This is a genomic window from Duganella sp. S19_KUP01_CR8, from assembly GCF_036688705.1.
Classification (GTDB): domain Bacteria; phylum Pseudomonadota; class Gammaproteobacteria; order Burkholderiales; family Burkholderiaceae_D; genus Rugamonas.
In genome coordinates this window covers 69,910-81,470 of the sequence record NZ_JAQQPR010000002.1, presented here as the reverse complement: position 1 = coordinate 81,470, position 11,561 = coordinate 69,910, and the positions used below count along the sequence as shown (strand labels likewise).

Below are 11,561 nucleotides of genomic sequence, written 5' to 3'. Positions count from 1 at the left end.
AGTTATTCTTTCAGAACCAGGAGCCGATCAGCGCGGCCAGCGGCAGGACCGGGATCAAGGCGTCGATACGATCAAGCACGCCGCCGTGGCCCGGCAGCAGGTTGCTGCTATCCTTGATGGCGGCGCGGCGCTTGAGTTGGGATTCGAACAGGTCGCCGATCACCGACGCGGCGACGATCAGCAGCAGCACCAGCAGGGCCAATGCCCAGCCGAAGCGCGCCTGCAGTTGGAAGGCGAAGGTATCCCGCAGCCATGGCTGGCCGGAGGCCAGCAGCACGCTGATGGAGGCGATGGCCAGCACGGCGACGCCGCCGCCGATGGCGCCTTCCCAGGATTTGCCCGGCGAGATGGACGGCGCCAGCTTGCGCTTGCCGAAGGCCTTGCCGGAGAAGTAGGCGCCGATGTCGGCGATCCACACCAGCACCATCACCGACAGCAGGTACAGCGCCGAGTGCTGGTACAGGCTGACGATGGCGAAGAAGCAGGCGAAGATGGCGAAGCTGAAGGTGATCGCCAGCGACCAGTTGGCCGCGCCCGCCAGCGGCGGCAGGCCCAGGCCCAGCGACGGCGCATAGCGGATCAGCCACAGCAGGCAGGCCGCGCCGTACAGCGCGCTGAGCGCGCCCGGCTTGCCGGAGTGCTGCAGCAGGAACACGAACAGCACCGCGCCGGCCACGCCGACCACGCGCGCGCGCATGGCGGACAGGCCGAACAGGCGGGCGCCCTCCCACATCGCGGCGCCCAGGAACAGCGTGACAACGACGGCAAACGCTGGGAAATAGTTGAAGAACAGGACCGGCAGCAACACCGCCAGCAAGACCACAGCGGTAATAATCCTAGTTTTCAGCATCAGCTTTTCTTTTCTGCCAGTTGCGCGCCGGTGCGGCCGAAGCGGCGTTCCCGATGCTGGTAGGAGGCAATCGCCTCGTCGAGGCTCTCGATCGAAAAATCGGGCCAGTAGGTATCGGTGAAGAACAGTTCGGTGTAGGCGAGCTGCCACAGCAGGAAATTGGAGATGCGCTGCTCGCCGCCGGTGCGGATGAACAGGTCGGGCTCGGGCGCGTAGGCCATCGCCAGGTGCGGCGCCAGCTGCTCTTCGGAGAAGTTGGCGGCGCCGGGATGGGCGGCCACCATCTGGCCGACCGCCTGCATGATGTCCCAGCGGCCGCCATAGTTGGCGCACACGGTGACGGTCATGCGGGTGTTGTTGGCGGTCTTGCGCTCGGCGCTGGCGATCATGCTTTGCAGCTTGTCGTCGAAGCGGCTGAGGTCGCCGACCACCTTGAGGCGGATGTTATTGGCGTGCAGCTTGGACACTTCGCGGTCCAGCGCCGTCACGAACAGGCGCATCAGCAGGGACACTTCCTCTTCCGGGCGGCGCCAGTTTTCGGAGCTGAAGGCGAACAGGGTCAGGTACTCGACGCCGCGACGGGCGCAGGCCTCGACCACGGTGCGCACGGCGTCCACGCCCTTGACGTGGCCGGCCACGCGCGGCAGGTAGCGCTTAGTGGCCCAGCGGCCATTGCCATCCATGATGATAGCCACATGGCGGGGCACGGACGGCGCGTCTGGAACCTCAGTAGTCGAACTCGTATATTTCATGAAAACTTTGGTGCCAAAGTATAAAGTATTGCAGGTGTGACGCAAAAAGACAAGGCGCCAGCACTAACCCGCACCCCGACGCATCGGCGGGGTCAGACCCCGCATGGGGTCTGACCCCTCGGCCACGGAGGGAGATCAACTGCTGGCGCCTACGGGTTTTAAACCGTCAGAACTTCTTTTTCTTTCTCTGCGACCATCTTATCGATGTCCACGATGAACTTGTCGGTCAGCTTCTGCACCTCGTCGGTGCCGCGGCGCTCGTCGTCTTCCGAGATCGCCTTGTCCTTGACCAGCTTCTTCATGCCTTCATTGGCATCGCGGCGGATGTTGCGGACGGCGATTTTCGCGTCTTCCGCTTCGCTCTTGACCAGCTTGACCATCTCCTTGCGACGCTCTTCGGTCAGCGGCGGGGTCGGTACGCGGATCATGTCGCCCTGCGACGACGGGTTCAGGCCCAGGTCCGCATCGCGGATGGCTTTCTCGATGGTGGCGGCCATCTTCTTCTCGAACGGCTGCACACCGATGGTGCGGGCGTCGATCAGGGTCACGTTGGCGACCTGGGTCAGCGCGGTCGGCGAACCGTAGTACTCGACTTGCACGTGGTCCAGGATGCCGGTGTGGGCGCGGCCGGTACGAACCTTGGCCAGATCGGCGCGCAAGGTTTCCAGCGATTTGATCATGCGCTCTTGCGCACTTTTTTTAACGTCAGCTACGGACATTGCTGCTCTCCTGTAATCGGAATATTGTTTAAACGTGAACCAGTGTACCCTCATCCTCGCCCATGATGACGCGCATCAGCGCACCCGGCTTGGTGATGGAGAACACTTTGATCGGCAGCTTCTGGTCGCGGCACAGCGCGAAGGCGGTGGCGTCCATGACCTGCAAATGCTTGGCGATGGCTTCGTCGAAAGTGATGGAGCTGTACAGCGTGGCGTTCGGATCCTTCTTCGGATCGGCGGTGTAGACACCGTCGACCTTGGTGGCCTTGAGCACGATCTCCGCGCTCATCTCCGAACCGCGCAGCGCCGCTGCGGTGTCGGTGGTGAAGAACGGGTTGCCGGTGCCGGCCGCAAACACCACGACCTTGCCTTCTTCCAGATACTGCAAGGCTTTCGGGCGCACATACGGCTCGACCACCTGCTCGATGCCGATCGCCGACATCACGCGGGCGGTGATGCCGACATGGCGCATCGCGTCGGCCAGGGCCAGCGCGTTCATGACGGTGGCCAGCATGCCCATGTAGTCGGCAGTGGCGCGGTCCATGCCTTGCGCGCCGGGGGCGACGCCACGGAAGATGTTGCCGCCGCCGATGACGATCGCCAGTTCCACGCCCAGTTTCGCGACCTCTGCCACGTCGGCGACCATCCGTTCGATCGTGCCGCGGTTGATGCCGTAAGGATCATCGCCCATCAGGGCTTCGCCGGACAATTTAAGGAGGACGCGCTTGTAGGCTGGTTTTGACATGAGACGAGGCTCCTAAGTTGGGTTTATTCGGGTAAGGCTGCCGGCGCCTATGATACCTTGGCCGGCGCCGGGAACGACTGTGTGCTACGGGTAAAACTTTGGTCGGGCTAAAAAAACGGGCCTCTCGGCCCGTTTTCTTTGGTATTACGCTCCCTGGGAAGCAGCCATCTGTGCGGCTACTTCTGCGGCGAAGTCGTCAACCTTCTTCTCGATGCCCTCGCCTACCACGTACATGGCGAAGGCTTTAACGGTGGTCGATTTTTCTTTCAGCATCTGCTCGATCGATTGCTTGTCGTTTTTCACGAAAGCCTGGTTCAGCAGCGATACTTCTTTCAGGTACTTCTGTACCGAGCCTTCCAGGCGCTTGGCCAGGATTTCCGGCGATTGCGCTGGCTTGCCTTCGGCAACAGCTTTGGCTGCATCTTCTTCAGCTTTCAGTTTTGCAACCGAACGCTCTTTTTCGATCAGTTCCGCTGGAACCTGCTCGGACGACAGCGACACTGGCTTCATTGCAGCGATGTGCATGGCCACGTCTTTACCAACTTGCTCGTCGGCGCCGTCGAAGTCGACGATCACGCCGATGCGCGCGCCGTGCAGGTAGGAAGCCAGCTTGCCGGTGGTTTCGAAACGCTGGAAGCGGCGGATCGACATGTTTTCGCCGATTTTACCGATCAGTGCTGCGCGCACTTCGTCCAGGGTCTTGCCGTCCAGCGGCAGTGCCAGCAGGGCGGCGACGTCGGCTGGGTTGTGCTCGACAACCAGGCGTGCGGCGTTGTTTGCCAGGGCCAGGAAGTCGTCGTTTTTCGCGACGAAGTCGGTTTCGGAGTTGACTTCAACCAGCGCGCCTACGCCGCCGGCGATGAAGGTTGCTACAACGCCTTCAGCGGTGATGCGTGCCGATGCTTTCGATGCCTTGCCGCCCAGTTTGACGCGCAGGATCTCTTCAGCACGACCCATGTCGCCTTCGGCTTCGGTCAGTGCTTTTTTGCATTCCATCATAGGCGCGTCAGTCTTCGCGCGCAGTTCGCCTACCATTGCTGCAGTAATAGCTGCCATGTGATTCTCCTGTATTCGGTGTTCGGGTGGGGGTGGTGAGCGCTGCTCTAACCACTTACGTTAAAAAAAAGGGGGAGCTGTTGGCCACCCCTTTTTCCTTACAGCTTGTTACGAACGATTAAGCCTGTTCGTTAACTTCGACGAATTCGTCGCCAGCTGCGGCTTTAACCATTTCAACTACTTCGTTACCGGCAGCAGCACGGCCTTCCAGGATGGCATCTGCCACGCCGCGGGCGTACAGAGTGATGGCTTTCGACGAGTCATCGTTACCTGGAATGACGAACTGAACGCCTTCTGGCGAGTGGTTGGTATCGACCACGCCGATAACTGGGATGCCCAGTTTTGCGGCTTCGGTGATGGCGCCTTTATGGTAGCCAACGTCAACGACGAAGATTGCGTCAGGAACGCCGCCCATGTCCTTGATGCCGCCGATCGATTTTTGCAGCTTGATCATTTCGCGTTGGAACATCAGCGCTTCTTTTTTCGACAGCTTCTCAACCGAACCGTCTTCGATCGTAGCTTCCATGTCTTTCAGGCGCTTGATCGAGGTCTTGATGGTCTTGAAGTTGGTCAGCATGCCGCCCAACCAGCGTTGGTCGACGAAAGGAACGCCTGCGCGTGCTGCTTCAGCAGCAATGATCTCGCGAGCTTGACGCTTGGTGCCGACCATCAGGATGGTGCCACGGTTCGAAGCTACCTGTTTCACGTGCTTCATCGCTTCTTGATACATACCCATCGTCTTTTCCAAGTTGATGATATGGATCTTGTTGCGGTGACCGAAGATGAAAGGAGCCATCTTTGGGTTCCAGAAACGGGTTTGGTGACCGAAGTGGACACCGGCTTCCAGCATTTCGCGCATAGTTACGGACATATTAAACTCCAGGGTTGGGTCTGGAATCCGATCAGTCACCATATAGGCACCCTTGTCGACCGGATTCGCGTTTATTAATGTGGATTTCCACGGGATTTTTACAACATTGCTCAAAACCGAATTCAAGCAACCCGAGATTCTACCCTGAAAACAGCCACTTAGGCAAGCGCTGTACGCCTGCGCACTCCCCCCGCCCCACCTTGGTGCGTCGCACCACAATGTCACACGACGCCTCACATTTGCGCGCCGTCATGACTTGTTACAAATAAAAAGGCAACCATTTTGAGTATAAGTAACTATTTTGTAATATCATGGCGAAAACTTTAATTCCTTATTGTTAATTATAGTTAATCAAACATACGTTTCAACCCCGTGAAGGCCCACCCCCATGTCCATCCTGTTTGCCGTGACGCTAGCCGCAGTTTCCACTGTTCAGCCAAGTTGCTCCTGGGATCGCCCTGGCGTTAATCCTTACACCGGCAAGACCGCCGCGGCCATCGACCGCTACACCGACATTCCGGCCTCCGTGCGCAGCACGCTCAAGCGCCGCATGGAGGAAGGCCAGTCGGACGACAAGGTCACCATCACCCGCGACGGCATCAACGGCAAGAACCAGTACGACCCGGCCATCCGCGACATGCACTTCGGCGCCGCCTCGGTGTGCGCCACCGTCACCCGCAGCAAATGGAGCGAGAAACGCCAGGAACCGGGAGCGGTCTACTGCGTCGACCAGCACTGCATCCTGGTGCCCAGGATTTGCGGCAACGTCAGCCGCATCAACCGCCTGCCTGCCGTCGCCAAGGCGCCGGCCGCGGCGCCTCCCGCCGCCGCCAAACTGGGCGACAAGCTGGACGCCAAGGACCTGGGCCTGGCCGACGCCGATCAGCACGAGCCTGAAGAATTGACCGAGGAGGAATTGGCCAAGCGCGAACTTCAACAGCGCCAGGTCGCCAACAAGGTAGGCAAACTCAGCCGACAACCGGGAGGCCTGGAAGTGTTCGACCTCAATGAAGACGGCACGCCCGACCCGCTGGCTGACGGCGGCGCATTCCCGCTCCCAGGCCCCTTCCACGGCGACAACGACGGCAGCTGGCCCGTACCCACCCCGGTGCCTGAAGCCGACACCTGGGCCATGTTGCTGGCAGGCCTGGGCCTGCTCGGCGTGGTTGCGCGCCGCCGCCGCGCCAGCTCCCGCCAGAGCTAAAGCACCCGGTACACAGCCCCGAGCGTGGCGCCCACGCGCCACACCGGGCACTATCCTTGCATTCCCGAGCGGGGCCGCCCCGCGTCGTTTATAATTTCGACATATTTGCACGCCGCGAGCTGATCTCATCCGCTCGCCGCCTGCGTTTTTACCGTTTACTTTGCTGATTGCGATCCACTATGTCTATTTCCATTAAATCCGCCGAAGATATCGCCGGCATGCGTGTGGCCGGCCGCCTGGGCTCCGAAGTGCTGGATTACATCACGCCCTTCGTCAAGCCTGGCGTGACCACGGGCGAACTGGATCGCCTCTGCCACGAATACATGGTCAACGTGCAGGACACCATCCCGGCGCCGCTGAACTACTGCCCGCCGGGCTACACGCCCTACCCTAAAGCGATCTGCACCTCGGTCAACGACGTCATCTGCCACGGCATCCCGGGCGACAAGGTGCTCAAGAACGGCGACGTGGTCAACCTCGACATCACCGTCATCAAGGACGGCTACCACGGCGACAACAGCCGCATGTTCTTCATCGGCGAGCCGTCGATCCTGGCCAAGCGCCTGTCCGACATCACCTACGAATGCATGTGGCTGGGCATCGCCAAGGTCAAGGCCGGCGCGCACCTGGGCGACATCGGCCACGTGATCCAGCAGCACGCGGAAAAAGCCGGCTACAGCGTGGTGCGCGAGTTCTGCGGCCACGGCATCGGCAAGATCTTCCACGAAGAGCCGCAAGTGCTGCACTACGGCCGTCCCGGCACGCTGGACGAACTGCAGGCCGGCATGATCTTCACCATCGAGCCGATGATCAACGCCGGCAAGCGCGAGATCCGCGAAATGGGCGACGGCTGGACCATCAAAACCAAGGACCGCAGCCTGTCGGCCCAGTGGGAACACACCATCCTGGTCACCGAGACCGGCTATGAAGTGCTGACGCTGTCGGCCGGCAGCCCGCCGCCGCCGGCTTTCATCACCAATGCCAGCGCCGTAGCCGCGTAAGCCCCGCATGACGACGGCGGCGATGAAGAAGGAACTGCGCGAACAACTGAAGCGCCAGCTGAAGGCCGACCGCCAGGTCGTCATCGCCGGCTTCCAGGCCGACGGCATGCCCGAAAAGCTGCTGCGCAGCCTGCGCCAGAGCGTCGACGCGGTGCTGACCACGGCCTGGCATGAAGCCCGGCTGCCTGCCAACACCGCGCTGGTCGGCGTCGGCGGCTACGGCCGCGGCGAGCTGTTCCCCTATTCCGACGTCGACCTGCTGATCCTGCTGGAAACAGCGCCGGACGCCGCCACCACCGGCAAGCTGGAAGAACTGGTGCAGCTGCTGTGGGACCTGGGCCTGGAGATCGGCCACAGCATCCGCACCGTGGACGAGTGCCTGAGCGAATCGGCGGCCGACATCACGGTGCAGACCAGCCTGCTGGAAGCGCGCATCATCTGCGGCGACGAAGCCCTGTTCGAGCGGCTGCAGCAGCGCTACCAGGCGGCCATGGACCCGCGCGCCTTCTACCACGCCAAGGTGCTGGAGATGCGCCAGCGCCATGCCAAATACGAAGACACCGCCTTCAGCCTGGAGCCGAACTGCAAGGAAAGCCCGGGCGGCCTGCGCGACCTGCAGGTGATCCTGTGGATGGTCAAGGCCGCCGGCCTGGCCAACTCCTGGCGCACCCTGGCCACCAGCGGCCTGATCACGCAGACCGAAGCCAAACAGCTGATGGAAAAGGAACGCGCCTTCAAGGACATCCGCGTGCGCCTGCACCTGCACGCCGGCCGGCGCGAGGACCGCCTGGTGTTCGACGTCCAGACCGCGATCGCCGAATCGCTGGGCCTGACCGCCACCGGCAGCGGCGTCAACATGCGCCGCGCCAGCGAATACCTGATGCAGCGCTACTACTGGGCCGCCAAGACCGTCACGCAACTGAACACCATCCTGCTGCAAAACATCGAGGAACGGCTGTTCCCGAAATCGGGCGTGGCGGTGCGCATCAACGAGCGCTTCAACGACGTCAACGGCCTGATCGACATCAGCGACGACGACACCTTCGCCACCACGCCGTCGGCGATGCTGGAGATCTTCGTGCTGATGACCGAGCGCCCTTCGCTGCAGGGCATGACCTCGCGCACCATGCGCGCGCTGTGGCACGAGCGCTTCAAGATCGACGCCGCCTTCCGCGCCGATCCGGTCAACCGTTCGCTGTTCCTGCGCATCATGCAGGCGCCGGTCGGCATCATCCACGCGCTGCGCCGCATGAACGACCTGTCGATCCTGGGCCGCTACCTGCCCAACTTCCGCAAGATCGTCGGCCAGATGCAGCACGACCTGTTCCACGTCTACACGGTGGACCAGCACATCCTGATGGTGGTGCGCAATATGCGCCGCTTCACGATGGCCGAGCACGCGCACGAATACCCGTTCTGCAGCCAGCTGATGGCCAACTTCCCGCAACCGTGGCTGCTGTACCTGGGCGCGCTGTTCCACGACATCGCCAAGGGCCGCGGCGGCGACCACTCCAAGCTGGGCACGGTCGACGCCGAGCAGTTCTGCCTCGAACACGGCGTCAGCGCCGACGACACCGAGCTGGTGGTGTTCCTGGTCGAGAACCACCTGACCATGTCGCAGGTCGCGCAGAAGCAGGACCTGTCGGACCCGGACGTCATCGCCGCCTTCTCGAAAGTGGTCAAGGACGAGCGCCATTTGACGGCGCTGTACCTGCTGACGGTGGCCGACATCCGTGGCACCAGCCCGAAGGTATGGAACGCCTGGAAGGCCAAGCTGCTCGAAGACCTGTACCGCATCACGCTGCGCGTGCTGGGCGGCGAGCCGCACAGCGCCGACCACGAACTGAAGAACCGCCAGCAGGAAGCGCTGGCCACGCTGCGCCTGTACGGCCTGCCGCCGGACGCGCACGAAGCGTTCTGGAAGCAGCTCGACGTCGCCTACTTCCTGCGCCACGACGCCTCCGACATCGCCTGGCAGACGCGCGCGCTGTACGACCGCTTCACCAACGACAAGCCGGTGGTCAAGTGCCGGCTGGCGCCGATCGGCGAAGGCTTGCAGATCGCCGTCTACATCAAGGACCAGCCGGACCTGTTCGCGCGCATCTGCAGCTACTTCGACCGCAAGAACTTCAGCATCCTCGACGCCAAGATCCACACCACGCGCCACGGCTACGCGCTCGACACCTTCCTGGTCACCGAGCAGAGCTTCGCCAAGAGCTACCGCGACATCATCAGCCTGATCGAGCACGAACTGTGCGCGCTGCTGACCAACCTGGAGCCGCTGCCGACGCCGGGCAAGGGCCGGCTGTCGCGCCTGTCGCGCACCTTCCCGATCCAGCCGACGGTGGACCTGCGCCCGGACGAGCGCGGCCAATACTACCTGCTGTCGGTGGCCGCCAACGACCGCACCGGCCTGCTGTACTCGATCGCCAACGTGCTCACCAAGTACAAGATCAACCTGCACACCGCCAAGGTGATGACCCTGGGCGAGCGCGTCGAGGACGTATTCCTGATCGACGGCGCCACGCTTAACAACGCCCGCAGCCAGATCCAGCTTGAAACCGACCTGTTGGACGCGATCAAGGTATAAACTTAACCCCTTGTCATTCCCGCGAAAGCGGGAATCCATACCGAGCGTCCCGGCAGGCGCTCCATGGGTTCCCGCCTGTGCGGGAACGACGGATCCGAATTGAACTCTTACAGAAAACGCATCATGTCCGAAGAATTATTACGCCTGTCCAAACGCATGTCCGAACTGGGCCTGTGCTCGCGCCGTGAGGCCGACGAGTGGATAGCGCGCGGCTGGGTACGGGTGGACGGCCAGGTCGTCTCCGAACTCGGCACCAAGATCTACCCGAGCCAGCGCGTCACCGTCGAGCGCCAGGCCGCCGCCGAGCAGTCCAAGCGCGTCACCGTGCTGATCAACAAGCCGATGGGCTACGTCAGCGGCCAGGCCGAGGACGGCTACCAGCCGGCCGTGGTGCTGATCAAGCCGGAAAACCGCTGGCCGGACGACCCGTCGCCGGAAATCTTCCACCCTACCCAACTGCGCTCGCTGGTGCCGGCCGGCCGCCTGGACATCGACTCGGTCGGCCTGCTGGTGCTGACCCAGGACGGCCGCGTGGCCAAGCACCTGATCGGCGAAACCACCGACGTCGACAAGGAATACCTGGTGCGCGTCGAGTACACCAAGCCCGGCAAGCTGCCGGACAGCGACCTGAAAAAGCTGTGCCACGGCCTGTGGATGGACGGCAAGCCGCTGCTGCCGGCCAAGGTGCGCTGGCAGAACGAGGACCAGCTCAGCATCACGCTGCGCGAAGGCAAGAAACGCCAGATCCGCCGCATGTGCGACATGGTCGGCCTGAAGGTGGTCGGCTTGAAACGGGTCCGCATCGGCAAAGTCAAACTGGGCGACCTGCCGGTGGGCCAGTGGCGCTATCTGCGGCCGGAAGAGCAGTTCTGACACAATCTCTAAATATTCTTGCCATTTAGCAAGCCAAGCGCGCGAATAAACTGTAAACTGTGTAGATCGACCTCGCATCGTAGAGTCATTACCAAAGAGATATGCCGTCGTGAACGATCCCATACCGAATGAATTCCGCCGCGGTCCTCCCAGCCTAAAAGATGCTGTGGAACCAATTCCGGCGGGTTCCAAGCCGCACGAGATGACCGATGAACATGACATCGGCGATTCTCTCACCCTGCTCGCCGACAATGGCGATCCGATCTCCATTTATCCGGCCAGCACCACCAACGTGGTGATGGCACGCATCAAATCGGTCGATCCGGAAAACCCGCATTTTGTGCTGGAACTGAACGAGGGCGAGTTCCTGCCGCCCGGCGACGCCGTGTTCGTCGCCTGGCTGCGCGCGGCCAAGGTGCAGTTCAAGCTCACGTCGCCGGACTGGGCTTGCACGCCAGGCGAGCCGACCATGATCCCGCTGGATTTCCCGACCAAGTGCCAGGTGCTGAACCGCCGCGCATCGACCAGGTTGGAGACCCCGCTGGGCATCTACTACATGGCCTCGTTTGTCCTGAACGGAAAACCCTACGAGCTGCAGCTGTACGACTTCTCGGCCGGCGGCGTCGGCATGCGGGCGCCGCCGCGCGACTGCGTCGGCCTGTACGTCGGCCGCAAGCTGCAACGCGTGCGGCTGGAGCTGGGCCCGGATTCGGTGATGATCGCCGACCTCGACATCCGCCTGTCGCGCACCTTCCGCTCCTTCCTGCTGGGCGAGCAGGTGCAGATCGGCTGCCAGTTCGTCAACCTGTCGCCGTCGATGCAGGAAGAACTGGCGCGTTTGCTGGACAAGCTCAACCTCAGCAAACAGCGCTAAACCTCACGCGACAACCTTGCCGGGCA

11 protein-coding genes are annotated in these 11,561 nt (G+C 62.1%); 5 read left to right on the top strand and 6 right to left on the bottom strand.

All coding sequences use genetic code 11. From position 1 onward, the window contains the following. Positions 1-10 precede the first annotated feature (10 nt). The 6 genes from V6M89_RS02245 to rpsB all read right to left on the bottom strand — a co-directional run bounded on the left by V6M89_RS02245 (position 11) and on the right by rpsB (position 4,993). Positions 11-850, bottom strand: coding sequence for a phosphatidate cytidylyltransferase (locus V6M89_RS02245; protein WP_332851623.1), 840 nt, complete (start codon positions 848-850; stop codon positions 11-13). Next, positions 850-1,602 (bottom strand): polyprenyl diphosphate synthase, encoded by a 753-nt coding sequence (uppS, locus tag V6M89_RS02240; RefSeq protein ID WP_332851622.1) that lies wholly within the window; start codon positions 1,600-1,602, stop codon positions 850-852. The genes V6M89_RS02245 and uppS overlap by 1 nt, the downstream gene beginning before the upstream one ends. A 158-nt stretch (positions 1,603-1,760) precedes the next feature. After that, positions 1,761-2,321 (bottom strand): ribosome recycling factor, encoded by a 561-nt coding sequence (gene frr / locus V6M89_RS02235; RefSeq protein ID WP_008449292.1) that lies wholly within the window; start codon positions 2,319-2,321, stop codon positions 1,761-1,763. Positions 2,322-2,349: 28 nt separating this feature from the next. Then, a complete protein-coding gene (pyrH, locus tag V6M89_RS02230; protein ID WP_020702755.1) occupies positions 2,350-3,066 on the bottom strand; it encodes a UMP kinase in 717 nt (238 codons plus the stop codon). A 144-nt stretch (positions 3,067-3,210) separates the two neighbouring features. After that, on the bottom strand, positions 3,211-4,122 hold the full coding sequence (gene tsf / locus V6M89_RS02225) for a translation elongation factor Ts (RefSeq protein WP_116988647.1): 912 nt from the start codon (positions 4,120-4,122) through the stop codon (positions 3,211-3,213). 118 nt (positions 4,123-4,240) lie between these two features. After that, positions 4,241-4,993, bottom strand: a complete 753-nt coding sequence (gene rpsB / locus V6M89_RS02220) for a 30S ribosomal protein S2 (protein ID WP_070271614.1) — start codon at positions 4,991-4,993, stop codon at positions 4,241-4,243. 388 nt (positions 4,994-5,381) lie between these two features. Here rpsB and V6M89_RS02215 point away from each other — a divergent pair, with 388 nt between their 5' ends. The 5 genes from V6M89_RS02215 (at position 5,382) to V6M89_RS02195 (ending at position 11,535) form a co-directional block, all read left to right on the top strand. Then, a complete protein-coding gene (locus V6M89_RS02215; RefSeq protein ID WP_332851621.1) occupies positions 5,382-6,197 on the top strand; it encodes an MHFG family PEP-CTERM protein in 816 nt (271 codons plus the stop codon). Between the two features lie 179 nt (positions 6,198-6,376). After that, positions 6,377-7,198, top strand: coding sequence for a type I methionyl aminopeptidase (gene map, locus V6M89_RS02210; protein ID WP_332851620.1), 822 nt, complete (start codon positions 6,377-6,379; stop codon positions 7,196-7,198). A 7-nt stretch (positions 7,199-7,205) separates the two neighbouring features. Further along, the gene (locus tag V6M89_RS02205) at positions 7,206-9,788 is read left to right on the top strand and encodes a [protein-PII] uridylyltransferase (protein ID WP_332851619.1); all 2,583 of its coding nucleotides are present in this window, start codon (positions 7,206-7,208) and stop codon (positions 9,786-9,788) included. A gap of 123 nt (positions 9,789-9,911) precedes the next feature. Further along, positions 9,912-10,661, top strand: a complete 750-nt coding sequence (locus tag V6M89_RS02200) for a pseudouridine synthase (protein WP_020702749.1) — start codon at positions 9,912-9,914, stop codon at positions 10,659-10,661. A 202-nt stretch (positions 10,662-10,863) separates the two neighbouring features. Continuing rightward, complete coding sequence (locus V6M89_RS02195) at positions 10,864-11,535, top strand: flagellar brake protein (RefSeq protein WP_332851892.1); 672 nt, start codon at positions 10,864-10,866, stop codon at positions 11,533-11,535. Positions 11,536-11,561 lie beyond the last annotated feature (26 nt).

What these genes read in the sequence shown, in the direction of transcription:
- V6M89_RS02245 (WP_332851623.1), bottom strand. Translation starts at nt 850, where the DNA reads ATGCTGAAAACTAGGATTATTACCGCTGTGGTCTTGCTGGCGGTGTTG.
- uppS (WP_332851622.1), bottom strand. Translation starts at nt 1,602, where the DNA reads ATGAAATATACGAGTTCGACTACTGAGGTTCCAGACGCGCCGTCCGTG.
- frr (WP_008449292.1), bottom strand. Translation starts at nt 2,321, where the DNA reads ATGTCCGTAGCTGACGTTAAAAAAAGTGCGCAAGAGCGCATGATCAAA.
- pyrH (WP_020702755.1), bottom strand. Translation starts at nt 3,066, where the DNA reads ATGTCAAAACCAGCCTACAAGCGCGTCCTCCTTAAATTGTCCGGCGAA.
- tsf (WP_116988647.1), bottom strand. Translation starts at nt 4,122, where the DNA reads ATGGCAGCTATTACTGCAGCAATGGTAGGCGAACTGCGCGCGAAGACT.
- rpsB (WP_070271614.1), bottom strand. Translation starts at nt 4,993, where the DNA reads ATGTCCGTAACTATGCGCGAAATGCTGGAAGCCGGTGTCCACTTCGGT.
- V6M89_RS02215 (WP_332851621.1), top strand. Translation starts at nt 5,382, where the DNA reads ATGTCCATCCTGTTTGCCGTGACGCTAGCCGCAGTTTCCACTGTTCAG.
- map (WP_332851620.1), top strand. Translation starts at nt 6,377, where the DNA reads ATGTCTATTTCCATTAAATCCGCCGAAGATATCGCCGGCATGCGTGTG.
- V6M89_RS02205 (WP_332851619.1), top strand. Translation starts at nt 7,206, where the DNA reads ATGACGACGGCGGCGATGAAGAAGGAACTGCGCGAACAACTGAAGCGC.
- V6M89_RS02200 (WP_020702749.1), top strand. Translation starts at nt 9,912, where the DNA reads ATGTCCGAAGAATTATTACGCCTGTCCAAACGCATGTCCGAACTGGGC.
- V6M89_RS02195 (WP_332851892.1), top strand. Translation starts at nt 10,864, where the DNA reads ATGACCGATGAACATGACATCGGCGATTCTCTCACCCTGCTCGCCGAC.